Origin of the sequence: Alkaliphilus pronyensis, from assembly GCF_009017275.1 — a bacterium.
Classification (GTDB): domain Bacteria; phylum Bacillota; class Clostridia; order Peptostreptococcales; family Natronincolaceae; genus Alkaliphilus_C; species Alkaliphilus_C pronyensis.
In genome coordinates this window covers 118,247-143,441 of record NZ_WBZC01000010.1, presented here as the reverse complement: position 1 = coordinate 143,441, position 25,195 = coordinate 118,247, and the positions used below count along the sequence as shown (strand labels likewise).

The following is a 25,195-nucleotide window of genomic DNA, read 5'->3' as shown; positions in this document are numbered from 1 at the left end:
GTATTAAATCTCTATCATACGTTTTATTCCCTCTCTATCCATTCCCTGGTTTAAAAGGGTTTCCTTAGATATTTCATTCCTTTTATAAAGATTAACTAAGGATGAATCCATTGTTTGCATACCGAATTTCGAGCCAGTTTGTATTGAATTTTGAATTTGATGGGTCTTCCCCTCCCTGATTAAATTCCGCAGGGCAGGTGTTGCTGTCATTACTTCAAAGGCTGCAACCCTTCCATTGCCATCAGCTTTTGGTAATAGTTGCTGAGAAATAATCCCTTGTATAACCGATGCTAATTGAACCCTTATTTGCTGCTGTTGATGGGGGGGGAATACATCAATTATTCTATCTATTGTTTTTGCTGCTCCTAAGGTATGAAGTGTAGAAAGGACAAGATGACCAGTTTCGGCAGCAGTAATTGCTATTGCAATTGTTTCTAAATCCCTCATCTCACCCACCAATATAACATCTGGGTCTTGCCTAAGGGCAGATCTTAGGGCGTTTGAAAAGCTATAGGAATCATTGCCTATTTCTCTTTGATTAACAATACTTTTATTATGTTTATGTAAATACTCTATAGGGTCTTCAAGTGTTAGAATATGGCAGTTCTTTTCTTTATTTATAAGATCTATCATAGAAGCTAAAGTAGTTGATTTTCCACTTCCAGTTGGACCTGTCACAAGTATTAAGCCCCTTGGTCTTGTTGCCATTTCCTTTACAATCATTGGAACACCTAATTCCTCCATGGTAGGTATTGTTAAAGAAACAATTCTTAATGCCATTCCATAGCTGCCCCTTTGCTTAAAGGCATTTACTCTAAACCTGCCAAGTCCAGGGCTTGAATAGGAGCAATCCACCTCACCATTCTGTTGTAGATAAGAAAAATCCTCTTCTCTTAACACCTGCTTTACTAGGTTTTTGGTGTCCTCAGGCTTTAATTCTTCTCCCCCAATGGATATCAGACTACCATTGACCCTAATTGTTGGTTCTACAGCTACAGTAATGTGTATATCTGAAGCCCCTTCCTTTATGGCTCTTTCCAGCATTTCATGTATATTCATCTATTTTCCTCCTAGTCTGTACTGTAGGCTACTTTTATTAATTCCTCCATTGATGTAATGCCCTCCAACACCAACTGACTACAGGAGCCCTTCAGAGTTGTCATACCCTTTCTTGCAGCAGAATCTCTAATTTCATCTATACTACCACCTCTATCAATAATACCTCTAATATCCTTATTTATCGACACTATTTCATGAACAGCTGTTCTGCCCTTATAGCCAGTATTATTACATGCTCCACAGCCTTCCCTTCTATAAATATAAGTATCCTTACTGATGCTTAAAATTGTCTTTTCCTTTTCATCTGGTGTATATTTAACCTTGCATTGGTTACATAGCTTTTTAACCAGTCTTTGTGCTACTACTCCAACAATTGATGATGAAACTAGGTAAGAGTCAATGCCCATATCTAAAAGTCTTGAAATAGTTGAAGCAGTATCATTTGTATGCATTGTGCTTAGAACTAGATGCCCTGTTATAGCTGCTCTAACAGCAATTTGAGCTGTTTCAACATCTCTTATTTCTCCTATCATAATTATATCTGGGTCCTGCCTTAAGATTGATCTTAATCCACTGGCAAAGGTTAACCCTGCCTTGCTATTAACCTGTACCTGTGTAACTCCATCAACTTGATACTCTACAGGGTCTTCTACAGTGATTATATTCTTATTAATTTTATTTAGCTCTTTAACAATGGAATATAGGGTGGTGCTTTTACCACTTCCTGTTGGACCTGTAACTAAGATAATTCCATTTGGATTTTTAACTATACTATTGAATAAATTAAGGTTTTCTTCTGTAAAGCCAATTTGATTTTTTGATTTTAAAAAGCTCCTTCTGTCTAGTATTCTAATTACAATTTTCTCTCCATAAACAGTTGGTAAGGTGGAAATCCTTAAATCTATTTCTTCACCGTCTATTACAGTTTCAATTCTTCCATCTTGAGGCAATCTTTTTTCTGCTATGTCCATTTTTCCCATTATTTTAATTCTGGTAACTATAGCTGAATGGGTTGATTTTGCAGGAGTCATTATCTCCTGTAAATCACCATCAACTCTAAAGCGTACCCTTAAATGCTTTTCAAATGGCTCTATATGAACATCACTAGCTCTATATTTAATAGCCTGTTTAATTATCGAATTTACTAGCTTAACAACAGGTGCATTATTAATAACATTTAATATCTCTTCATCAATGTTTTCAATGCTTTCCATATTGTATTGCTCTTTAAACTCTTCTAGTGCCTTTTCAGCACTTTGCTTCTCATAGTACTGTTCAATTGCATTTAAAACATCTTGCTTAGTGGATATTGCTGGCTCTATTTCCATACCTGTTTCAATTTTTACATCATCTATTGCATAGATATTTAAAGGATCTGTCATTGCTACTATTAATTTACTTCTGTCAATTTTAATTGGTATTAATTCATGTCTTCTAGCTAGCTTTTCACTGACGAGCTTTGTTATTTCAGGATCAATGTAATATTTTGTTATGTCCATATGGGGTATACCCAGCTGAAATTCAAGAACTTCTATTATCTGCTTTTCACTAACTAAATCCTCTTCTATAAGGATTTCACCAAGTTTTTTGCCCTTTTTTTTCTGAACTTGAAGTGCATATTCCATATCGGCTTTAGTAAGTAAACCTGCATCGGTTAATAAGTCTCCTAATCTTTTCTTTAACATGGTTAACCTACTCCCTTAAAATATTTGCTTAACCTTAAACCTTTGTATATTATTGTAAATATAGGTCTATGGTCTTATATATTTATTCTACCGAAATAAGGAAAATCCTGTTTAGTTTACGTTAAAAATAAATTATTTTATCAAAATTTGTTTATATATTGATTTTTGCTTTTTTTACTAATAATTTCCTTATCAAAGCTAAAATTTGAAAATAAAAAGCTCGGCATAAATAATCTAGCCGAGCTACAGTATATTCTTTTATTAAATATCGCCTCTATGGCCTGGTATAACAATTTTTAAAACACGTCTCTCTATTTTTCTGACAAATGTAGTCCACCAAAACTCTTTACTCGCGATAGGAACAACTAAAACAGTATAAAGTCCCATTCTATTTCCTCCTAATACATCTGTAAAGATTTGATCACCGATTACTGCAGTATTACCAATATTGGTGCCTAGCTTTTCCATTGCCCTTTTAAAGGGTACCCTTCTTGGTTTAGTTGCCCTATGTATAGCAGGTAGCTTAAGCTCCTCATTAAAAACCACGACTCTATCCTCTGTATTATTTGATACTAAGCAAACCTTAAAGCCATCATCTAATAATTTAAGCAACCACTTTTTAGTCTCTTCACTGGCGAATTTAATATCCCATGCAACTAGAGTATTATCAATATCAATTATTAAGCCCTTTACACCTCTATCCTTAAGCTTTTGCAGATTCAAATGAAAAATTGATTCTACATATAAATCAGGAGTTAAAAGCTTCATTTCATCACCTCTTACATCACTTTCTATATATAGTCCCCAAAACTAAAGAAAATATAAAAACCTTCAGTATTTAAAGCTAAATTTACCAATATGTTTTAAATCTCATTTTGCCTTTTTTGCTTACTTCAATATTGCTTTTTAGTTCACTTTTTGCATCTTCCATTTCCCTCAGCATCTTAACTTCACATTGAGGACAATATTTGTGATGAGCCGAAAGCAACAAGCAACCACACCTTGTACATACAAGATTTAAAAACTCATTTGGTATTTCTACTAAACGACCATCCCTTACATAATTATTAACCACATGAATTGGTATTCCTAGTCTTTGTTCTATCTCGAAGGCTGTCGAATTTGGATACTGTCTTAAATACTCTCTTATAGAGTCAAAGGTATCCTCTACTAATTTAATGCAGCTTGAACAGTAATCATAAATAGAATTTTCATGAACAGGTGCTTTACATTTTTTACAGGCTCTAACCTTAGGGGAGTTATTTGCAGTTTTCATGATTATTCACCCTTAATCTTTAATTGATTATAATATAATATGTAATACTAAAGCTATAAGGTATTCTAAAAAACTAGTATTATACACTATTTTATATCTGTAGTACAATCAAAACAATAGTTATATAGGTTTATTTTAGTAGAATATGTAAAAATATTAAGTCGTTTATTTGTTTTTAAAGTCTTTATATAGAAGACTTGGTTGTATACCCTTATTATTTTGATATTTACCACTTTTATATTTATCATAATCACCTTCGATTTTATGATAAAAAATTTGACATATTTCAACTTCAGGATATATTTTTATAGGATGAACGCAAAAGATTTCTAAAGTCCAAAAACCATTAAAGCCAACATCACCAAAACCTGCTGTAACATGTACAAATAAACCTAATCTTCCAATTGAAGACCTTCCCTCCAGCATAGGAACATACCCGTCTGTCTTAGTATATTCAAGTGTTCTACCTAGATATAGCTTTCCAGCTTCTAAAAGCAGTCCTTCTGATGGAATAACAATTTTTTTGGCATTATTCACTTTTTTCATATCTAGTATTTGCTCTTCATATACCAAAAGCTCATTATGGAGTCTTAAATTATAGCTATTGGGGTTAAGCTGGCTTTTGTTAAAGGGCTCAATGGATATTTCTCTACCCATTTTTCGCTCTATTTCTCTACCTGAAAGAATCATAAGCAATCCTCCTTTTTTTGTGGAAACCTACTAGAAATACTTTCAAAGTATTTAATTCTCTATAGAGCCTTATTATTCCTTTTTATTATATTAACTTTAATAAACTCATAATAAATATAATGCCATAGCCCTTTTTTTAAATATTCCTTATTGAAGCAAAAAGCCCTTCACATTCCTCATAATTCTGTCTTTTGCTATGTATTTCCCCCATAAGGCAATATGTTTCCTTTAATAATATTTTGCTATTAATTTCTTTTGCTATTTGCTCTGCTTCTTTTAAGTAGTTTAGTGACATTCCCCAATCCCTTAGCTTCATGAAGATTACTGCATATATTATTTTTATTTTTACTCTATAATCATTGTTTATGCTTAATAGACTACTGGTCTTCTCAAGGGTTTTTTGAGCTGCTTCGTAGTTTTCTAGTATAATATAAGTCTTTGCTATTTCAAGACCTATCTCAACAGCCTCCACAGGATTTAAGACATTATACAGGTCATTTGTCATTTTAATGTAGCTATGGCCATTATCCTTACAGCCTATTTCAATATTGTACTTTGCTAAAGAAATATAGGTTAGTGCTTCAACTATAGCCTTAGTTTTTTTATTTTCTCTATTAATGAGTTTTTCAAATAGCTTTATTGCTTTATCGTAGTTTTTTAAGCTTAATAAAGCTGTAGCTTCTATGTATATAATCCAGTCCTGAATGCTATCCTTAATTCTTCCTATTTCCTTAAGCTGATAAATTGTATTAAGTGCTAGATCGAATTTTTCTACCTTTAGAAAAAGCTTAGACTTGTTAAGGAGGGATAAAATTTTAACATGTTGATAATTAGACACTTTATAGGTATCTGCTATAGCATATATTCTATCACAAAAGTAAATAGCTTCATCTATCATACCAATAGATCCATAGGCTTTTACAATAGAGAAGTACACATCTACTACTTTTGGGCTTTTTATATCATTTAGATAAAACTCCACTGACCTAAATAGATCCCTCAGCGCTTCAGAGTATTTACAGTATTTTAAGTTATACTCACCTTTTATTTTATGAATTTCTGCTATTTTGTGATTTAAGCTCCACTCTTCAGCGATACTTATAATTCTATTAAATGCTTCTAATATGTGGTTATGATCAACTCTTTCTCCATCATTAATGAGGGCTAAAAGAATTTTCATTTGCTTATCTATTATTTTTTCTGCTTGCTTTTCCTCTGTTTCTAGTAAACATTCAACCGTCACCTTTTCTCCTAAATTCCTATAGTACAGGTTTAGTTTATCGCATATTATAGATGCCGTTTTATGATTTAAGCTTCTTTTACCGTTTTCAATCATACTAATAAGGCTTCTAGTTATTTTGTCATCAGTTAATTGATCTTGCCTTAAACCAATTTTTTGCCTAAGCATGCGTATTTTTTTACCAGAGCTAATTATTTCCATTTGTTTTCCTCCTCAAATGGCTTTTCATAATATCATTAATAAAGATACTTTTATATTAATTATAGTAACAAAATATCCGTTAAAAGTCTAAATATTTGTTACTTCCATTGTATGTCCTTTGATTTATTGAAGATTTACTATTTAATTATATTTACATATACAAATAGAAAACAATACAGCTTTTATGATATAATAGCCTATATATATTGCTGTTTAACTAATAATAAATTGGAGGCTTTTATATGAAAGTCCAAAAAAAAAACATTGTTATGGGTGGATTACTAATGATTTTAGGTCTAGTAATTGCAATGCAATTTCAAACTGTAAAAAATACTGCTGGTGAAGGTCTTTTATCAACCCAAAAAGCACAGCAGCAAATGAAGAAGCTTGAAATTCTTAGAAATGAATCTCAATCCCTAAAGGATCGATTGGCTATTATCGAAAAAGAAATTAAGTCCTATGAATTGTCTGATGCTGATGAAAACCTCATAACTAAAAATTTACAAACTGAACTGAGAAAATATCAGGAAATTGCAGGAATGAAGAGCTTAGAAGGTCCTGGGTTAGTTGTAAGCATTTCTGACCCCCAAGGGGAAAGCTACTCTGGTCAGTATGAAAGTCAAATAATCTATAATTATATGTTCATTATAGATATAATAAATATTTTAAATGGTGCTGGAGCAGAAGCCATAACTATTAACGATCAGAGAATACTGGCCACAACAGAAATATATCCTTCTGCAAGAAGTTTAATTGTTAACTCAGTTCCTGTAACTCCACCAATAAACATTGCAGCTATAGGAGACTCTAAAGCATTAGAGGCTGCACTAAATATTAATTATGGAATTCTATATGAAATCAAAAAGTTTTCTAGTATACAGGTAAATATTAGGAAGGAAAATCTTGTTGTTGTACCTAGCTATAATCGAATACAAACATTTGAGTTTGCCCAGCCTGTTATACGTAATAATTAATTAAATAAGCAGTTGTAATAAAGGGTCTACTTATTGTATAGGTTTACATAGGTAGGCTTTTTTTATGTTTGAAGAAAAATATAGTAGACAAATTCAAATTACTTAAGTACATGCACATATGTAGATTATTCAACATATTATTAAGAGTGACCTATTATTAGGTTTATGGAAGGAGCTGATCTACATGTGGGCAGTTTTAACTGAAATATTTCCTTTGATTTTAAAACCCTTTCTGCTTTCAGTTTCTTACATCTCCAGCAGTACTTCCTTTCCTCAGCCCTTGAGCCCTGAGGAGGAGACAGAGTATTTGCAACGCTTTGAGGAGGGAGATGAAGAGGCTAGAAATATTCTTGTTGAAAGGAACTTAAGATTAGTTGCACATATAGTTAAAAAGTATGGCAATATAGGCTGTGACAGTGACGATTTAATATCTATAGGAACAATAGGCTTAATTAAAGGTATTACAACATTTGACCGCGGTAAAGGAACTAGATTAGCAACATATGCAGCAAGATGTATAGAAAATGAAATCTTAATGACTATAAGATCAAATAAAAAATTAAAAACAGAGGTGTCATTACAAGAGCCAATTGGTATGGATAAGGAGGGAAATGAAATTTCTCTTCTGGATTTGCTTGGTACAGAGCCTGATAAGGTATTAGAAGAGGTTGAGCTTAAAATGCAAGTTAAAAAATTATATAATAAAATGTCTTCTGTATTAAAGAAAAGAGAAAGAATAGTTTTAGAGCTTAGATATGGAATTTCTGCAGGTGGAAGTATGACTCAAAGGGAAATTGCTAAGCTATTGGGTATCTCTAGATCATATGTCTCAAGAATTGAAAAAAGAGCAGTAAAAAAGCTATTAAAATCCTTTCAAAATAATGATTAGTATTTATTTAACATCATAAGGGCCAAATTGGCCCTTTAAGGTTCTATACCGCCTTCTATTATTTTTTCTATAATATCTCTAAATACTGGAACTGCAGCTTGGCTTCCAAAGCCTCCATTCTGAATTAATACTGTAACTGCATATCTTGGCTCTACTAAAGGGTAATAGCCAGTGAACCAACCATGTAAGACTTTTTCACCCCTTTCAGTTGATTCAGCAGAGCCTGTTTTTCCAGCTGTAAATTCCGACAATTCTCCTATAGCCTTTCCGGTACCCTCCACCATTACTTGATGCATAAGCTGTTGAAGTATACTAGCTATATCCTTTGAAATAATAAACTCTTCGTCCTTAATTTCCATAGACTCTATTAAACCATAGTTATCATCTACAAAGCCTTTAATTAATGAAAGCTTCTTTTTTACTCCATCATTTGCTAAAATTTGTGTAAACTGATTAATTTGCAAGGGGGTAACCTCTATGTCCCCTTGTCCAATGGATATATTACCTATAGCTGGTCCACGTATATAATCCCCTGACGGTAAGTTACCTCTTTCTTCTTCCAGCCCGATGTCTACCTTTTCTCCAAAGCCAAATCTCCTAGCCATATCTAAGATATTGGTTGGACCTAGTTCCTGTCCTATTTTAATAAAGGTAGAATTACAGGACTCTGCAAAGGAATCAATAAAGCTAATATCTCCGTGACCGCCTCTTTCATGGGAGCTACATCTGATTTTGGTATTCCCTATTGTTTCACTTCCGCTACAGTTGTAAATCTCGTTTAAATCAATCATCCTTTCCTCTAGTCCCTCTGCTGTTACCACCAGCTTAAATATGGAACCTGGGGGAAAGGTCATTTGAAGGGCTTTGTTGTATAGCTCATCTCCGCTGCTTTTTAAATGGTTATCTATATTATTGGGATCAAAGGTTGGTCTACTGGCTAGTGCTAAAATTTCACCAGTTTCTACTTCACTTATTATTACTGCCCCCCTATAATTGTATTTATCAAGCACTTCCTCTACAATACTTTGAATAGGATAATCTATAGTTAATTGAACATGGATACCCTCCTTCTGGGATTTAAAATAGTATCCCTCACCTGGCAATAATCTTTTTTTACCATCTACTATTGCACCTATTGTCTTTAAGTCTGAATTTATTAGTACTTCATTTAAGGATTTTTCTAAGCCATACATACCACTGTTATCTTTTCTGTTATAATATCCTAAAACATGTGTAAGCAAGGGCTTACTTTGACTGTACCTTAGTCTTTTATTAACTATAAAAAGTCCTCTAGTTTGTATTATTTTTTCTGAATTTGAATCTATCTCTCCAATGATGTTGAATTCTAACGGTTCTTTTGAGGAGCTTATTTTTTCTTCTAATTTATATGTAGGTATTTTTGTAATTTCCTCTAGTACTTTTAAGCTATCCTCATTAGTCTTAAATAATTGAGGAAATATAATAGCAACAGCCTCTTCTGTTCTATCTGTTAATGGAATAAAGCTTCTATCAAAAAAGTAGCTTCTACCGCTGTTTATTGGTATAGTAAGGCTTCTTTGCTTGTTTACCTCTGTTAGAAACAAATCATGCTTGACTATTTGAATATAAAATAAACGGATTCCCAGCCCTAAAATACATATAGTTGACAATACCCCCAATAGTATAAGCTTTTTTGCTATAGGCTTTTTATCAAAACCATCCTTTGGGCTAAAACTCATAAAAACAACCCCCAGCCTTTTTCTTTTTAGTATTATCAAAAGCTTGGAGGTTTAAACTGAGTTTATAAGATGTTTCTTTCGGCAATAATTGATTTGATTTTTGCAACCATAATATCGATTGCAACTTGATTATTGCCACCTTCTGGTATAATGATATCTGCATACTTCTTGTTTGGTTCAACAAACTGTAGATGTGCTGGTCTCACTGTTGTTAGATATTGATTTATAACGCTGTCAAGAGTTCGACCTCTGGAATTTATATCTCTAACTATTCTTCTTATTATTCGTACATCTGCATCAGTGTCAACAAAAATTTTAATATCCATCATTTCTCTTAAATCTGCTATGTCAAGAAGCATTATTCCTTCTAATATAATAATATCCTTTGGATAAATAAGCTCTACTTCTTTTTTTCTATTATGCTTTTCAAAATCATAAATAGGTTTTTCTATTTGTTTATTATCTAATAAGGATTTCATATGTTGGATTAATAGCTCTGTGTCAAAAGCAAATGGATGATCATAGTTAGTTTTTATTCTTTCTTCAATGTTTAAGTGGCTTTGATCTTTGTAATATGAATCCTGTTCAATTATAACTATATTTTTACGTGATAGGCATTTAAATATTGCTTGTGCGACAGTACTCTTTCCCGATCCTGTCCCCCCAGTAATACCAATGAGAATCGGCCTTTTCAATTTAGTCATTCCTTTCTTTATTTACATTAGTCAACTCTTTCTTTTCTTAGAATGTCATAGGGCTTCAATTTACAGTTTAGCTTCATTTTTACTATTTGCTTTGGGTGTGGTGCTACCTCTATTTCATTTCCAGCTTCGTCCCACATATTTTCTATTGTTGTATAAATAATTTCATCTCTAGGGCTAAGTACTTCTATCTTATCTCCTTTGTAAAACCTATTACGCTGCTCAACAACAGTTAACCCATTTCCTTTGTCTCCCTCTAATACCATTCCAATAAATTCATAATTCCTTACATAGGAGTGGTCTGAGTAAAGATGCTCATCTTTACCAGGTTTTTCAAAATAAAAGCCTGTTGTAAACTCTCTATGGCTGGCTTTTTGCAGCTCTTCATACAATTCTGGAGGACAAGTCCAATTTTGGGGGCTTTTTAAATAGCTGTCGATTGCCTTTCTATATGCTCTAACTACTGTAGCAACATAATATGTAGTTTTCATTCTGCCTTCAATTTTTAAGCTTTTAATACCAGCCTTTATAGCCTTATCTATATGATTTATCATACATAAATCCTTAGCATTCATAATGTATGTTCCTCTTTCATCTTCATATACAGGCATATATTCTCCTGGACGTTTTTCTTCAACTAAAGCATATTTCCACCTACAGGGTTGGGCACATTCTCCTCTATTGGCATCTCTGTTAGCCATATAATTACTTAACAGGCATCGTCCAGAGTAGGAAATACACATCGCACCATGAATAAAGGCTTCAAGCTCTAAATCTGCAGGGGTTTTTTCTCTCATCTCATTAATCTCATTAAACGACAGCTCTCTTGCAAGAACTACTCTTTTCGCCCCCTGCTTATGCCAAAATTGAAGGGTTCTATAGTTGGCATTATTGGCCTGTGTACTTATATGTACCTCCATATTTGGTACAGCTTCTTTAACAATTGAAAATGTTCCTGGGTCAGATACTATAACTGCATCTATACCAATAAATTCAAGTTTTTTCAAATAATCAGGTAGCTCATACAGGTCATCGTTATGGGGTATTATATTTGCAGTAACAAACACCTTAACTCCCCTATGGTGGGCAAATTTAACAGCTTCTTCTAGCTCTTCTAATGTAAAGTTTTTTGCAGCCGCCCTTAATCCAAATATTTGTCCTCCTACATAAACTGCATCCGCTCCGTACATAATTGCTATTTTTAATCTTTCTAAGTCACCAGCTGGTGCTAACAGCTCAACTTTTGTCATTTTATAGCCTCCTACTTTTTGTAGCTTATAGCTAATCCATCACCAATAGGAATTATACTGGTATCTAATTGAGGATGATTACATATTGTTTCTAGGTATGTCCTCATTCTGTTAGTTATTGTTCTTTTTCTTCTAACAGCGTAATTGTCTGTTGCCACCATTCCTTTAAAAAGTATATTATCTGATATCAATAATCCTCCTGACTTCAGCTGTTGAAGACAATCATTTAAAAACTCATTGTATTGACCCTTTGCTCCATCAAGAAATATAATATCATACTCTGCATCAAGAAACTTAAGTATATCCTCTGCATCACCTTGAATTAGTCTTATGTTTTTTTCTAAACCTGCTCGTTTAATATTATTCTTTGCTTCTTCAATCATTTTTTCATTTCTTTCTATTGTTGTAATATGTCCATCTGAACCCATTGCATAGGAAAAAATAATTGTTGAATATGCAATTGCTGTACCAACCTCTAATATTTTCTTTGCCTTTACAGACTTAGTTAAAACCTTTAATAATGCAGCTACTTCTTTATGAACAATTGGAACATTATGCTCTTTAGCATATAGCTCTAGCTCCATTAATAATCCTTTGTTTTCTACAAGAACCTCTCTTATGTATTTTTCAACATATCCATCAGTTATATTACTCAATAAAAACATCTCCTTACTAATAAAGCGTGGGGTTGTATACCACGCACTATCATGTTTTTATCCATATATAATTCATTTTAACCATTATTTATATGTAAATACCTTATAATAGCCTTAGAGGTATTTGTATTAAATAGCTTTATATAAGTAAAATTTTCTATATTATTATATAATTATCGTCAAAAAAAAACAAGCTCCTATCTTGTCCTTGTAGATAAAGTAAAAGCTAGAGGTTATAATTTACCTCCAGCCTCCTATAGCTTCCTTCTATTTAATAATAATTTAATCTTGTCCAAAGCTGAAATCAAGCTCTAGTGCCTCCCCTAAAATCTTATAAATATCTGACATCATTTGTGTTAAACGAAACTCTGATTCCATAAATTCACTTATAATTCTATCCTTCATCAGTATGTTGTGGAGTTCTTGAAGCTTTGTAATCTTTTCCTCTTCTACTGTTTTACCCATCATTTGAGCACTTTGAACTTCAAATTGTCTTCGTCTAAAGTCATTCATTGTGTTTTTTATTTCTGGGTTGCCATTGATTTTTTCCTCCAGCTGCTTATAGTTTTTATATTCTTCACTATTTTTTAAAGCACGGGCCAGTTGGTGAGCGTAATCATATGGATTCATACAGCTTTCCCCCTCTTTCTATTATTAATTACTACTAGAAAGACAATTTATCCTTATTAAAGTATTATATTATTACTTTGCTTAGCCAGTAAAAAGCTTAATATATTTATATTCTATATCAATATAGTTAGAACATCAATGGGTAAGGTACTTTAAGAGATAAAATTATAGTTAAAATGTAAGCTTCATCATTAGGGGTACTAATACTGGAACAAGAGAAGATAGAACAACTCCAGTAATAAAGGATATTATTGCTACACTTCCATCAGTCGACCTAGAAATAATTGGCAGTGTAGTATCCATTGCAGTAGCCCCAGCTGGTGCTATACTTTCTAGCTTGCCAATGTATTTGGCTATAATAGGTATTGTTATTAATGCAATTACTTCACGGGTTACATTGGTGGTGAATGCTAGAGTGCCCAGTTCAGCACTATGTTTAGAAAGCTCAATTGCAGATAAGGAATACCAGCCAAAGCCTGCCCCTACTGCAGCAGCTTCATTGATGGGCAATTCAATTACTATTCCTCCAAAGATGGCTCCTACTATACTTCCTAAACCAATCATGATTGGAACTAATAAAATCTTAAATCCCATAACCTTAACCTTTAATAAAATATCTTTTTGTCTACCAATATCAATACCTACAAAGAATAATAAAAGACATAAGCCTAAATCTATTAGTAAACCTATATACTGAACTAAGTAATCAGGATAAATAAAAAAGCCTGTTAAAATACCTGCCACAACAGCTGTCAAGATTTTATATGTCATCTCCTACCTTCACCTTCTCCCTTAGAATTTTACTAGAAACCAGCTTTACCCCTAAAATACTGAATACTATAGAAGCTACCGCCAGTATAATGCTGTGTAGTCCTATTGTAGCTAATGAGAATATGATTTCTTTATCTAATCCAATTTTCACACCCATAATAAACAATAAAAACAATAGTGATAGCGTTTGGATACTTCCAATTCTATTCAGTAATTTTGGCTTTAAAAAATCTTTACTACCAATAAAAGCACCAATTAGTAGAATAAAAAGATATAATAGAATATTCAAAATAAACACCTCCAAGAATTATTATACACAATATAAAAAATGAAGTCATTATAATAAGACTTCATTTCTTATATACTCGTAAATTTTGAATTGTTAATTTTATTCTTTTTGCTTTAATCTCTAACGTATATTTTGATGGTTTAAATGTTTTTTGATTTCATTCAACATTCAAAATTTCTTTTATGTTTTTAACTCTTAATTCTTAATTCTTAACTCTTAACTCTTAACTTTTCATTTTTAACTTTTAACTTTTAACTTTTCACTTTTAACTTTCTTTCTCCCTACGCCTCCATTATTACAGGCAGTATCATTGGTCGTCTTTTGGTTTTTTCATATAGAAAATCCTTTAAGGCATCTCTTATGGAGCTTTTCAAAACAGACCATTCTCTTATATTTTGTTGGTTGCATCCATCAAGGGCATTTTTAACTACAACCTTTGCTTCTACCATTAAATCCTCTGATTCTCTTACATACACAAACCCTCTTGAAATAATATCAGGCCCAGCTATTATTTTTCCTGTTTCTCTTGATATAGTTACAACTATAACCATTAATCCGTCCTCTGCTAAATGCTTTCTGTCTCTTAATACTATATTACCTACATCTCCTACACCTAAACCATCCACCAGTATTCTACCTGCAGGTACATTTCCATTTACTTTTGCATAGTCCTTAGATACTTCCACTATTGAGCCATTTTGAATTATAAATATGTTTTCTTTTGGCATACCAAGCTCTTCTGCCAGCTGAGCATGCTTTTTTAAGTGTTTGTACTCACCGTGTACAGGTATAAAGTATTTGGGCTTTACAAGTCGATGCATTAGCTTTAGCTCTTCTTGACATGCATGTCCAGATACATGAATTTCTGCCAAGCTTTCATATATAACCTCGGCTCCTTTTTCAAATAGCTGATTAATTACTCTACTGACTAGCTTTTCGTTTCCTGGAATAGGTGTAGAAGAAAAAACAACTAAATCTCCTTGTCTAATCTCTACCTTTCTATGGTCTGAGCTTGCCATTCTTGATAATGCAGCCATTGGTTCTCCTTGGCTTCCTGTGGTAATAATAACTATTCTTTCATCTTCATACTGATCCATATTATCTATATCTATTATTAAGTCCTCTGGTACATTTAATGCTCCTAACTCATTTGCAACATTAACTACATTTATCATGCTTCTTCCAGACACAACAACTTTGCGGTTATACTTATGGGCGGCTTCCATAACCTGTTGTATTCTATGGACATTTGAAGCAAAGGTTGCTACAATTATTCTCTTATTAGTATTTTTAAATATATTTTCAAAGGTAACACCTACACTTCTTTCAGACATAGTTGATCCACGTCTTTCAGAATTCGTACTATCTGCTAGCATTAGCAATACACCTTTTTGGCCTAATTCAGCGATTTTATGAAGGTCTATCATTTCACCATCAATAGGTGTATAGTCAATTTTAAAATCTCCAGTATGAAAAATTGTTCCTACTGGTGTATGGATTGCTAAAGCGCAGGCATCAGGTATACTATGGTTTGTATGAATAAACTCAATACTAAATGAGCCAAGCTGAATGGTTTCTCTTGGTTTAATTCTTTGTAAATGTTGATTAGTCATTTTATGCTCTTTTAGTTTGTTTTCTACAAGACCTAATGTTAATCTGCTGCCATATACTGGTGCATTGATCTTCTTAAGAACATAAGGCAACGCACCAATGTGGTCTTCATGCCCATGGGTAAGAACAATACCCTTTACCTTGTCTTTGTTTTTGATTAAATAGGTAATATCAGGTATTACTATATCTATCCCTAACATTTCGTCCTCTGGAAAGCTTAGTCCACAATCTAGCACTAATATTTCATCCTTGTATTCAAAGGCTGTCATATTTTTACCGACTTCGTTTAAGCCTCCAAGAGGAATAATTTTTAATTTTGTTGGTTTTCTCCCCAAAATATCACTCCTTAAATATTAATTCCGCCCTATATATCTAAAAGTCACCTATCGATGAACTTTCCGAACAAAAAAATCAAATAGCTTAAGCTTTTAATATGATATTGCTTTATTATTTTAGCTTAACAATACATTTTGCTAATAAAAAACATTTACATATATATATTCTAACCCAAAGTATTTTTTTTAAAAGCAGGATAAACCATTACTTTTATATTACTTTGTAGATTAATTTCTAATTTAAAATACACATAAAAAAGTCTTGCATGAAGCCACAAGACTGTTAATCTAGGAACATTTTGAGCAAATTCCAAAAAACTTAACTTTATGATCAATAACCTTAAATTTATAAGTATTTTCAATTTCCTGCTCTAGCTGATCCAATAAATCTAACTCAACCTCAATTATTTTTCCACAGCTTTGACATATCAGATGATGATGTTGATGGTCATCATCATGGGTATTAAACTCGTATCTAATACAGCCATCATCTAGGTTTATCTTTGAAACAAGTTCCATTTCTTCGAGAAGCTGTAAAGTTCTATATACGGTGGCCAAGCCAATTTCAGGACATTTTTCTTTAACAAATCCATATATTTCCTCTGTATTTAAGTGTTTTCCTTTATTTCCAAAGACCACATCAAGGGTTGCTCTTCTTTGTGGTGTTAGCTTAAAACCCTTCTCCTTAAGCTTATCCTTTAAAATATCCGTTAGGCTATCCATATATACACCCCACTTCTCATATAATAAAGCTTTTCAAACAATAGTATATACTTTAAATAGTATTTTGTCAATGATTTCCTTATGATATATTATATTATATTGTAACCTCAATAGTCTCCTTTAATTCTACATAGTCTGGTGTAACTTTACATTTGTATGCATAGAACTCTACACCATAATCTAATCCTAGCTTTACAGCCTCATAAAAGCTTTCATCCATTTCAAGATTTGGTATGAATTTGTTACAATCCTCCCTTTGAACTATAAAAAAGACTGCTCCCCTTATTCCGCATTTTTTCGCTTCAATAAGCTCCATTACATGCTTTGTTCCCCTTTCTGTAGGGGCATCTGGAAAAGAAGCCCTGAAATTATCTTTAACTAATGTTACACATTTTGCTTCAATTAGGGCGTGTTCTCTACCATTATTAAGTGAAAAGTCAAATTTACTATTTCCAAACCTTACCTCCCTTTTAACTTCGGTAAAGTAATTGAAGCCCTCAATAGCCTTAGCTTTAAAGGCCTTATCAAGCATCGTATTTGGTAGCTTTGAATCTATTGCTATTAATAACCCATCCTTATATACCATTAAAAGGTCAAAGATAGTTTTTCTTTTGGGGTCATTTACTCTTCTTAAAATCACCTTAGCCTTTGGTAATAGAAGCTCCTTCATTCTTCCTGTATTTGGTACATGACTAATTTCTGTTCTTCCATTAACATTAACTTCTGCAATAAATCTATTTAATCGCCTTACAAAATACCCTTCCAGTAGATCACCTTCAACAAATATTTTCATAAATTTCACCTACTTATGTTATAATAAGATTATAAGTTAAACGAGGGGGGTTGTAATGAAAACAACTAAGGTTCTTTTTCTTCATACTATTCATGGTTTGTTTTTAGGATTTATACTAGGTATTACCTTAACCATTTTATTAAATGAATTATACCCTGATATTGAAGCACTATTTAATCCATCCTATGCTTTTCTTGTTTTAGCTTTATTAGGAGGTATAATTGGTTTTGTTAGAGGATATAAAGACAAGGTAAGGTTCTTATCCTTTATGTTTTCTACTGCTGCCGTTATCTTAACACCTATACTATTATCTTCTATATTAGTATATTTTATAGGTATAGACAGATTAATTAGCTTACCACCTATTATTTTTAAGGAGGGTATAGGATTATCTGGCTTAGATACTCAGCTTGCTACTTATCTCTTTAGTTTTTTTATTACAATAACTTTTGTAATTGCTTTTATTTCTAGTTTTTCAATTAATAAAAAGAAAAGATGGACTTGGTAAAGGTCCACCTCCTATAACAAAACCCTTTTAAGGGTTTTGTTTTACTCTTCCCCTTCTTCATCAATAATAGCTTCATAAGCAGCTATTACATTCTCGTATTCTTCATCATCTTCAATTGCAACTAATGTATATTCATCGTTTTCTTCATTTAATATCTTAAATATGTATGCCTCATCATCTTCATTGGATTCAAGGGCCATTAAAATTGCGTATTCACTATCCTCCACTTCAAGGGTCATTAACACCTCAAAATCCTCTTCATTACCTTCTTCATCAACTAAAGAAATTATATTATCTCGCTCTTCCATTTTATTACTCCTTTCCTTATTGAATTCACACATTTGTATTATATACTAATAATGATTAAAAAAATACTATTTACTTAATATTATTTATTTTTTGCTATCTAGGTATCCTTGTAAAATATAAACAGCTGCCATTTTATCAATTACTTTTTTTCTTTTTTTTCTACTTACATCAGCTTTAATCAAGGCTCTTTCTGCAGCAACAGTAGTTAGTCTCTCATCCCATAGCATTACTTCTATATTAAATCTTTTTTTTAGTCTTTCAGTAAATTCTAATACCTTCTCACCTTGAGGACCAATACTTCCATTCATATTTTTAGGTAGTCCAACAACTATTACATTAACCTCATACCCTTTAATTACTTCCTCTAATCGTTGAAGATCCTTTTTTATTCCTATCCTTTGAATTGTTTCTATTCCTTGAGCTGTCCACCCTAAAGGATCGCTGACCGCAACACCAATAGTTTTATCCCCTACATCTAATCCCATTACTCTAGTCATTTAAATCCTCCTCTTTAGACAACTTTAATGCAGAACTGAGGGCAATGCTTAGAACAATAACCACATAGAACACATTTAGTATGATTTATGATAAGCTGATTATTAGTTAAGCTTAATGCACTGTGACTACAACCCTCTATACACTTACCGCAGCCTTCACACCAATAGGCAATATTGAGTCTTTTATTATCAAAATTAATTTCAATATCTGCTAAAGCTTCTAACCCTTCATTAACTATCGTAACATTCATATCAATTTCTTCAATACTTTGCATACCAATAGCTATTGAATCTAAGGATTTTAACTGAAGTACAAACTTAAAGCACTCTTTAAAGCTTTTTAGTAGATTTCCTCCACCAAGGGGTTTCATTCCATATATGCCCTTACCTGCTTTTTTTGCAGACTCTAAGGCTAGAAGCATTTCTTCTATTGTCCCATCTTGAATTCCTAAGCCTGATATATTAACTATTGGATGAAGCACCTCAATTTCCTTTATAGAAAGACTAGCCTTTATAGCTGCTATATGATGTGTAGAAATACCAATAGCTTTTATATAACCCTTTTCCTTCATTTTGACAAAATATTCAAGGGCCTCATAGTGTCCTTTTAATGTATGCTCATTCTCCTGTTCATGTAAAAGAAAAATATCAATATAGTCTAGCTCCATTTCCTCTAGTGCTTTTCTTAAGCTTTTTTCAGCAGAATCCTTAGAATATGCATAGGATTTAGTCCCTATAACAATATTATTTCTATTATAACCCTTTAAGGCCAAGGTTATATGTGGGTAGGTTTCATACAATTCAGCTGTATCTATAAAGTTAATTCCCCTATCAAAGCCATACTTAAGTAGCTGACATCCCTTCTGTGGGCTTAAGTTCTTTTGAAGTGGTCCCATAGTTAAGCTTCCAAAGCATATATTAGAAACTAACAAACCTGTATTGCCTAGTAATTTCTTTTTCAAATAAATCACCCCAGAATAATGAGATAAATGTATTAAATAATATCCTTTGCCTTAATGTCGTTTAATAATAGATAAAGAATTGTAGTGGTTAAGTAAATTATAGACATTGCTGCTGTCACAACTCCAGAATCATTTACTAAAAATCCTATTCCACAAGCCAGTATAATACCACTCCAGCCCTTTGCTAGCTGGGGATATAAGGCTGCTATTCTCTTAAATAATCCTATTGGTTTATAAAACAACACTCCAAGTATTGCCACTGCAATTAATAAAACCCTACTCCAAATTGTAACCCCCATAACTCTAATATTCATTGCTATTTTCCTTGTTATAATATCAAGTATTACAATTGGCCCACCATTAAGTATTTGCTTAATAGCTTCTGCTAAATGGGACTTACTCTCCAACAGAAACAAGTCTATAAGTGCCATAATTGTAACAACAAGGACTACAAACACACCTATAAATGCTAAGTTTTTTATCTTACATTTATTTGTAAACACTCTGTAGCCTACAAATAGAAAGGATGCTGTAGCAGTTATTGTTGCTCCAACATTTGCTCCAAATAAAGGTAACCCAATAGCTATAACTATTATAAAATATAGTATGGGTACAAGCCTTTTGTATGAAGAATTTTTTTGAATTAATGCAGTTGTAAAAATTAGACTGCAACCAATTAGTATGCCTGCGTACTCGTTACCAATACCATAATATCTTGCTCCTATTATGGGGTCATAGCCCATAATTGAGTTTTTTATTAAGGCTTGACCCAAGAATATATCCACCAATAAAGCAAATAAGGTTATGGCTGTAGTAAAAGCAATTATGCTTATGGGGGAATTTTTAAACAGATTGCTTATAGCTAAAACCATAAAAGTAGAAATTGTCACCAGAAGCAAATATGTAACTAAAATATGGTTTGATCCAAATATTGGCATTATCAAAAAGACTAAGGGGGCTATAATTGTTCCCAATAAAATAAGAGATATAAGCTCTCTTTTTGAATTACATATCTTTTTACGGAATATTATAGCTAAAAGTGCCAATACTGAAGCAAGCATTTGGTAAATAGCAAAGGTATATAATACTCTATATCTCTGAACTGAAGTATTAACAACTCTATTATTCAAATTTTTAATATATTCTAAGTTGTCAGTGCTAGTAATTAGCTCTACCTCTCTACCTGTCATGTTTTTTATTGGATTATTATTTAAGTAGCTTAAAACACTGGGGGCAATATCGATATTGGCGATTATGCCCTTTCGTCTAGTTGTATTTGAGGTTAGCAGTCCACCTTCATCGCCACCAAAATAAAAAACAACAGGTGTAAGCCGATCACCCTTTTCTGCTGATTTATCAGAAGGATATGGAGTTACTAGCATAATCATAGTTTTATTAAAATCTATTGTATTTACAAGCTCTTTTACGAAATTATCTATTTCGTTAAGTGTTATTTCACTTAAGCCATTGTAGGCTTTTGGTGTTAAGTTTTTCTTATAGTCCTCTAGTCTGTTGGTATCACCAGTTTCAATTACAATAAAGCTTGCCTTATCTTGAACCTTATCATAAATTGAAAGGATCCCATTAAAATCAGTCTTTACTCCATAGGGTCTGTTAATATCCTTTACCGTTGCACCTTCATCTGTAGCCCCCATGTCAATATACCCTTTATTATCCATAGCAATATAGCCTGCTGCTCTGTTTTTTCTTTCATCGGTATCACTGTTTCCTATAAGGGCAGTTTTAAGACTGCTTTCTTTTAGCTGATGTCCTAATGAGCCAACAGCTGGATTAAAATCACCTCTACTATTTAACTCCTTAAGCATATTAATATCAATATTCACAATACCTTCTTCTGGTAATATATCCCCTGTTCTTCTGGTATATATTTTAGAAGCATTATCATCTATATTGTGAAAGATAGATGTATCCTGTGATGCCTCTGCACGGGTACCCCAGCCAATAGTTGCATATCCTTTGGCTTCACTGTTCCTTCCTGATACCCGTGTATTCATAAGTCCAATATATCCATTATCAATCATATGCTTTATTTGAGGCATTGATTCAAGCTGCTGAAGGCTACATCTGTTTAATATAACCATAACAACCTTATCAACTACCTGTGAAGAAGCTCCATTACTTATACTGGTAAATGTAAATACCATAAGTAAAACTGTACATAGTAGAACCTTAAAAGTCTTCAAATCCTATCTCTCTCCTATTTGTCTAAATAAGATCTTAACAGCTCCTCTAGTAGCTCGTCTCTTTCTATTTTTCTAATAATACTTCTTGCATCATTATGATTTGTTATATATGTAGGGTCTCCCGATAGAATATAACCTATAAATTGGTTTACTGGATTATAGCCCTTTTCCTCAAGTGCTTTATATACTACTGTTATGATCTCTCTAGCTTTTTTTTCCTTTTCTTTATCCAAATTGAACTTCATTGTAAAATTCATTTTATCCGTCATCTTATTATTCTCCCTTCTTCTTAAGATATTATTATTTTACCATATTATATCCTTATGTCTCAATTTTAATATAATTTAAAGGAGTATGTTTTTTGCAAGCATACTCCTTAGATTAGTATTATAGTAACTCTTGCAGCAGCTTTTTTACGGTAGCCAAAGCTTCATTTACTTTACTAGTGTCTTTACCACCTGCTTGAGCCATATCTGGACGACCACCACCGCCGCCACCAGTTATTTTTGCAGCCTCTTTAACAAGATTACCAGCTTTTATACCTTTAGAAATCAAATCCTTTGTAACGGATGCAACAAAGCTTACCTTCCCATCCTTTACAGCAGATAAAATAATAACACCACTCTCAAGCCTTTCCTTTAAAGAATCCGTTAGCTTTCTTAAATCATCCATACTAGCATCTCCAACATTATTAATAAAAATTGTCTTATCATTAATAACTATAGAATTTGATAGTATTTCATCTATTGAGGAATTAGCCAGCTGATCCTTTAATTTGCTTATTTCTCTATCCTTTTCCCTTAAATCATTTACTAATGCTTCTATTCTATTCAATACTTGACCCTGTTGAGCCTTAATTAGCTCCGATACTGTATTTAAGGTGTTTTGTTGCTCTTTAAAGTATTTGTATGCCTCTTTACCTGTTATTGCCTCTATCCTTCTAACTCCTGCAGCTATTCCCCCTTCGCTGATCAACACAAATAATCCAATTTCACTTGTATTATTTACATGGGTACCACCACAAAGCTCAGTGCTGTAGTCACCAGTTTTAACTACCCTAACAAGGTCCCCATACTTTTCACCAAATAGCGCTTCTGCTCCTTGCTTTTTTGCCTCCTGTAATGTGTCTTGAAAAACCTTAACCTTTAGAGCCTCCATAATTCTATCATTTATTTCTTTTTCTATGGCTTTAAGCTCCTCTGTTTTTAGTGGCTCAAAATGTGTAAAGTCAAAGCGTAATCTATCTGGTGTAACTAATGAACCTGCCTGCTGAATGTGATCTCCAATTAAAGACTTTAAAGCCCTGTGAAGTAAATGTGTGGCTGTGTGATTTCTAGCAGTGTTATGTCTTTGCTCCTTAGATACCCTTGCCCTTACAACCTCACCATTTTTCAGAGCACCGTCTGTTACTTTAACATAGTGTAGTACAGTATCATTAGCAGCCTTCTTTGCTGTAGCTACTAGCCCTGTAAAAGAATCATTAATTAACTCTCCACAATCTCCTACCTGTCCTCCACCTTCTCCATAAAAGGGTGTATCTTCTAAAATAACTATTACTTCTTCCTCTGATGTGGCCTCCTCAACTAGCTTGTTATCTTTAATAATTGCTATAACTGTAGTTTTGGTTTCTGTTTCTTCGTAACCAATAAAATTAGATTGAAGGTCTTTATTAATAGAAGCAAGTACATCTTCCTTCCATCCTTTTGTATCTACATCTGTTCTAGCACTTCGAGCTCTACTTCTCTGCTTTGCCATCTCCTCTTGAAAGCTATCTTCTTTTAAGTCCATACCTTTTTCCTGTAATATTTCCTTTGTTAGCTCTAGTGGGAATCCAAAGGTATCATAAAGCTTAAAGGCTTTTTCTCCTGATAGGTTTATCTCATCTGATTTCTCCATATCTAAAATATAGCCATTTAGAATTTCTAAACCTTGATTAATTGTTTCTTGGAAACGCTCTTCTTCAACCTCAATAACCTTTTTAATATAGCTTTTCTTTTCCTTAAGCTCTTCATAAGCATCTCCAAACATATCAATAACAGCATCAACTAATTTATACAGGAAGAGGTCATTTTTTCCTAGAAGCTTTCCATGTCTTGCTGCTCTCCTTAGTAATCTTCTTAATACATAGCCCCTACCCTCATTACTTGGTATAACTCCATCGCTTATTAAAAATGATATAGAGCGAATATGATCTGTTATTATACATATAGATATATCATTTTTTACATTTTCTTTATATTTTATCCCTAATTCTTCACATACCTTTTTTAGTATATAGGACATTGTATCAATATCATAAATTGAATCAACATCCTGCATAATGCATGCAACCCTTTCTAAGCCCATACCAGTATCAATATTGGGATTAGGTAGCAGGTTATAATTACCAGCTTCATCCTTGTCGAATTGAGTAAATACATGATTCCAAAACTCAATATATCGGTCACATTCACAGCCTGGTTTACAGTCAGCAGAGTCACATCCGTATTTTTCCCCTCTATCATAATAAATTTCTGAGCAGGGACCACAGGGTCCTAAGCCTATTTCCCAAAAATTATCCTCTTTACCAAGTCGTACTATTTTTTCTGGTGGTAGACCTACCTTTTTGTTCCATATATCATAGGCTTCGTCATCCTCATGGTATACACTTGCCCAAAGCTTATCAATAGGCATTTTTAAGTATTCTGTTGCAAATTCCCAGCCCCATAATATAGATTCTGTTTTAAAGTAATCTCCAAAAGAAAAATTCCCCAGCATCTCAAAAAAAGTAGCATGTCTTGCAGTTTTACCAACATTCTCTATGTCACCAGTTCTTATACACTTTTGACAGGTGGCCATTCTTTTATTTGGTGGTTCCTCAAGACCTGCAAAATATGGCTTTAATGGTGCCATTCCAGCGTTTATTAAAAGCAGGCTTTTGTCATTTTCAGGTACAAGTGGATAGCTTGAAACAATTAGATGATCCTTTTCTTTGAAAAAATCTAAAAAAAGGCTTCTAATCTCATTTACACCTAGCTTCTTCATCTTAAAATCCTCCTTCGGTTTTAATAGTAATATAATGCAAAAAAGCCACCATCATAATATTTTAGGGACGAGATAACACCCGCGGTACCACCCTAATTACCATAAAGGTCGCTTTAAACTCAATTATAAGGAAATGAGGATAGTAGTTACCCCTCCGAGACAGCTTCATATGACTTATCTAGGGGCTTCACAGCCTAGAG

The 25,195-nt window shown here is 32.9% G+C and carries 25 protein-coding genes and 1 other annotated feature (1 of these 26 only partly in view); of the genes, 3 read left to right on the top strand and 22 right to left on the bottom strand.

Going from position 1 to position 25,195, the window contains the following annotated elements; genetic code table 11:
- Positions 1–3: 3 nt before the first annotated feature.
- The 6 genes from F8154_RS03440 to F8154_RS03415 all read right to left on the bottom strand — a co-directional run bounded on the left by F8154_RS03440 (position 4) and on the right by F8154_RS03415 (position 6,151).
- Positions 4–1,059 carry a type IV pilus twitching motility protein PilT gene (locus F8154_RS03440; protein ID WP_151860191.1) on the bottom strand — a complete coding sequence of 352 codons (1,056 nt, stop codon included), beginning with the start codon at positions 1,057–1,059 and terminating at the stop codon, positions 4–6.
- Positions 1,060–1,070: 11 nt separating this feature from the next.
- Positions 1,071–2,744, bottom strand: a complete 1,674-nt coding sequence (locus F8154_RS03435) for a GspE/PulE family protein (RefSeq protein WP_151860190.1) — start codon at positions 2,742–2,744, stop codon at positions 1,071–1,073.
- 261 nt (positions 2,745–3,005) lie between these two features.
- Positions 3,006–3,512, bottom strand: a complete 507-nt coding sequence (locus F8154_RS03430) for a YqeG family HAD IIIA-type phosphatase (RefSeq protein ID WP_151860189.1) — start codon at positions 3,510–3,512, stop codon at positions 3,006–3,008.
- A gap of 82 nt (positions 3,513–3,594) precedes the next feature.
- Entirely contained in the window at positions 3,595–4,020 is a 426-nt protein-coding gene (locus tag F8154_RS03425) for a hypothetical protein (protein ID WP_151860188.1), read from the bottom strand.
- A 165-nt stretch (positions 4,021–4,185) separates the two neighbouring features.
- The gene (gene dcd / locus F8154_RS03420) at positions 4,186–4,710 is read right to left on the bottom strand and encodes a dCTP deaminase (RefSeq protein WP_151860187.1); all 525 of its coding nucleotides are present in this window, start codon (positions 4,708–4,710) and stop codon (positions 4,186–4,188) included.
- 136 nt (positions 4,711–4,846) lie between these two features.
- Positions 4,847–6,151, bottom strand: a complete 1,305-nt coding sequence (locus tag F8154_RS03415; protein WP_151860186.1) for a helix-turn-helix domain-containing protein — start codon at positions 6,149–6,151, stop codon at positions 4,847–4,849.
- Between the two features lie 242 nt (positions 6,152–6,393).
- Here F8154_RS03415 and F8154_RS03410 point away from each other — a divergent pair, with 242 nt between their 5' ends.
- Together F8154_RS03410 and sigK are read left to right on the top strand one after the other, a co-directional pair.
- Positions 6,394–7,125: a DUF881 domain-containing protein gene (locus F8154_RS03410; protein ID WP_151860185.1), complete on the top strand. Its 732-nt coding sequence runs from the start codon at positions 6,394–6,396 to the stop codon at positions 7,123–7,125.
- A 184-nt stretch (positions 7,126–7,309) separates the two neighbouring features.
- Positions 7,310–8,014: an RNA polymerase sporulation sigma factor SigK gene (gene sigK, locus F8154_RS03405; RefSeq protein WP_151860184.1), complete on the top strand. Its 705-nt coding sequence runs from the start codon at positions 7,310–7,312 to the stop codon at positions 8,012–8,014.
- 35 nt (positions 8,015–8,049) lie between these two features.
- Here sigK and F8154_RS03400 read toward each other — a convergent pair whose 3' ends face one another.
- From F8154_RS03400 to sfsA, 10 genes are all read right to left on the bottom strand, one after another.
- Positions 8,050–9,732 carry a peptidoglycan D,D-transpeptidase FtsI family protein gene (locus F8154_RS03400; RefSeq protein ID WP_151860183.1) on the bottom strand — a complete coding sequence of 561 codons (1,683 nt, stop codon included), beginning with the start codon at positions 9,730–9,732 and terminating at the stop codon, positions 8,050–8,052.
- A gap of 62 nt (positions 9,733–9,794) precedes the next feature.
- Positions 9,795–10,427, bottom strand: a complete 633-nt coding sequence (udk, locus tag F8154_RS03395) for a uridine kinase (RefSeq protein WP_151860182.1) — start codon at positions 10,425–10,427, stop codon at positions 9,795–9,797.
- A 26-nt stretch (positions 10,428–10,453) separates the two neighbouring features.
- Positions 10,454–11,683 carry a peptidase U32 family protein gene (locus F8154_RS03390; protein WP_151860181.1) on the bottom strand — a complete coding sequence of 410 codons (1,230 nt, stop codon included), beginning with the start codon at positions 11,681–11,683 and terminating at the stop codon, positions 10,454–10,456.
- Between the two features lie 11 nt (positions 11,684–11,694).
- Positions 11,695–12,339, bottom strand: a complete 645-nt coding sequence (locus F8154_RS03385; protein WP_151860180.1) for an O-methyltransferase — start codon at positions 12,337–12,339, stop codon at positions 11,695–11,697.
- Between the two features lie 282 nt (positions 12,340–12,621).
- Entirely contained in the window at positions 12,622–12,969 is a 348-nt protein-coding gene (locus tag F8154_RS03380) for a YlbF family regulator (RefSeq protein WP_151860179.1), read from the bottom strand.
- Between the two features lie 171 nt (positions 12,970–13,140).
- Complete coding sequence (locus tag F8154_RS03375) at positions 13,141–13,740, bottom strand: lysine exporter LysO family protein (protein WP_151860178.1); 600 nt, start codon at positions 13,738–13,740, stop codon at positions 13,141–13,143.
- On the bottom strand, positions 13,730–14,029 hold the full coding sequence (locus F8154_RS03370) for a LysO family transporter (RefSeq protein ID WP_151860177.1): 300 nt from the start codon (positions 14,027–14,029) through the stop codon (positions 13,730–13,732). Before F8154_RS03370 ends, F8154_RS03375 begins: the two co-directional genes overlap by 11 nt.
- A 281-nt stretch (positions 14,030–14,310) precedes the next feature.
- Positions 14,311–15,978, bottom strand: a complete 1,668-nt coding sequence (locus F8154_RS03365; RefSeq protein ID WP_408608997.1) for a ribonuclease J — start codon at positions 15,976–15,978, stop codon at positions 14,311–14,313.
- Between the two features lie 285 nt (positions 15,979–16,263).
- Positions 16,264–16,698, bottom strand: a complete 435-nt coding sequence (locus F8154_RS03360; RefSeq protein ID WP_151860175.1) for a Fur family transcriptional regulator — start codon at positions 16,696–16,698, stop codon at positions 16,264–16,266.
- Between the two features lie 94 nt (positions 16,699–16,792).
- Positions 16,793–17,491, bottom strand: a complete 699-nt coding sequence (gene sfsA, locus F8154_RS03355) for a DNA/RNA nuclease SfsA (RefSeq protein ID WP_151860174.1) — start codon at positions 17,489–17,491, stop codon at positions 16,793–16,795.
- 55 nt (positions 17,492–17,546) lie between these two features.
- On the opposite strand from sfsA, the gene F8154_RS03350 reads away from it, so the two are divergent.
- Positions 17,547–17,999, top strand: coding sequence for a hypothetical protein (locus F8154_RS03350; RefSeq protein ID WP_151860173.1), 453 nt, complete (start codon positions 17,547–17,549; stop codon positions 17,997–17,999).
- A gap of 41 nt (positions 18,000–18,040) precedes the next feature.
- On the opposite strand, the gene F8154_RS03345 is transcribed toward F8154_RS03350, so the two are convergent.
- The 6 genes from F8154_RS03345 to alaS all read right to left on the bottom strand — a co-directional run bounded on the left by F8154_RS03345 (position 18,041) and on the right by alaS (position 24,995).
- Complete coding sequence (locus tag F8154_RS03345) at positions 18,041–18,307, bottom strand: DUF1292 domain-containing protein (protein WP_151860172.1); 267 nt, start codon at positions 18,305–18,307, stop codon at positions 18,041–18,043.
- Between the two features lie 84 nt (positions 18,308–18,391).
- Positions 18,392–18,805, bottom strand: coding sequence for a Holliday junction resolvase RuvX (ruvX, locus tag F8154_RS03340; RefSeq protein ID WP_151860171.1), 414 nt, complete (start codon positions 18,803–18,805; stop codon positions 18,392–18,394).
- A gap of 14 nt (positions 18,806–18,819) precedes the next feature.
- On the bottom strand, positions 18,820–19,776 hold the full coding sequence (locus F8154_RS03335) for an aldo/keto reductase (RefSeq protein WP_334296198.1): 957 nt from the start codon (positions 19,774–19,776) through the stop codon (positions 18,820–18,822).
- Between the two features lie 23 nt (positions 19,777–19,799).
- Positions 19,800–21,971: an MFS transporter gene (locus tag F8154_RS03330; RefSeq protein ID WP_151860169.1), complete on the bottom strand. Its 2,172-nt coding sequence runs from the start codon at positions 21,969–21,971 to the stop codon at positions 19,800–19,802.
- A 14-nt stretch (positions 21,972–21,985) separates the two neighbouring features.
- On the bottom strand, positions 21,986–22,240 hold the full coding sequence (locus F8154_RS03325) for an IreB family regulatory phosphoprotein (protein WP_151860168.1): 255 nt from the start codon (positions 22,238–22,240) through the stop codon (positions 21,986–21,988).
- Between the two features lie 118 nt (positions 22,241–22,358).
- Positions 22,359–24,995: an alanine--tRNA ligase gene (gene alaS / locus F8154_RS03320; protein ID WP_151860167.1), complete on the bottom strand. Its 2,637-nt coding sequence runs from the start codon at positions 24,993–24,995 to the stop codon at positions 22,359–22,361.
- Positions 24,996–25,055: 60 nt separating this feature from the next.
- Positions 25,056–25,195, bottom strand: a binding site (T-box leader); it runs 53 nt beyond the window's last position.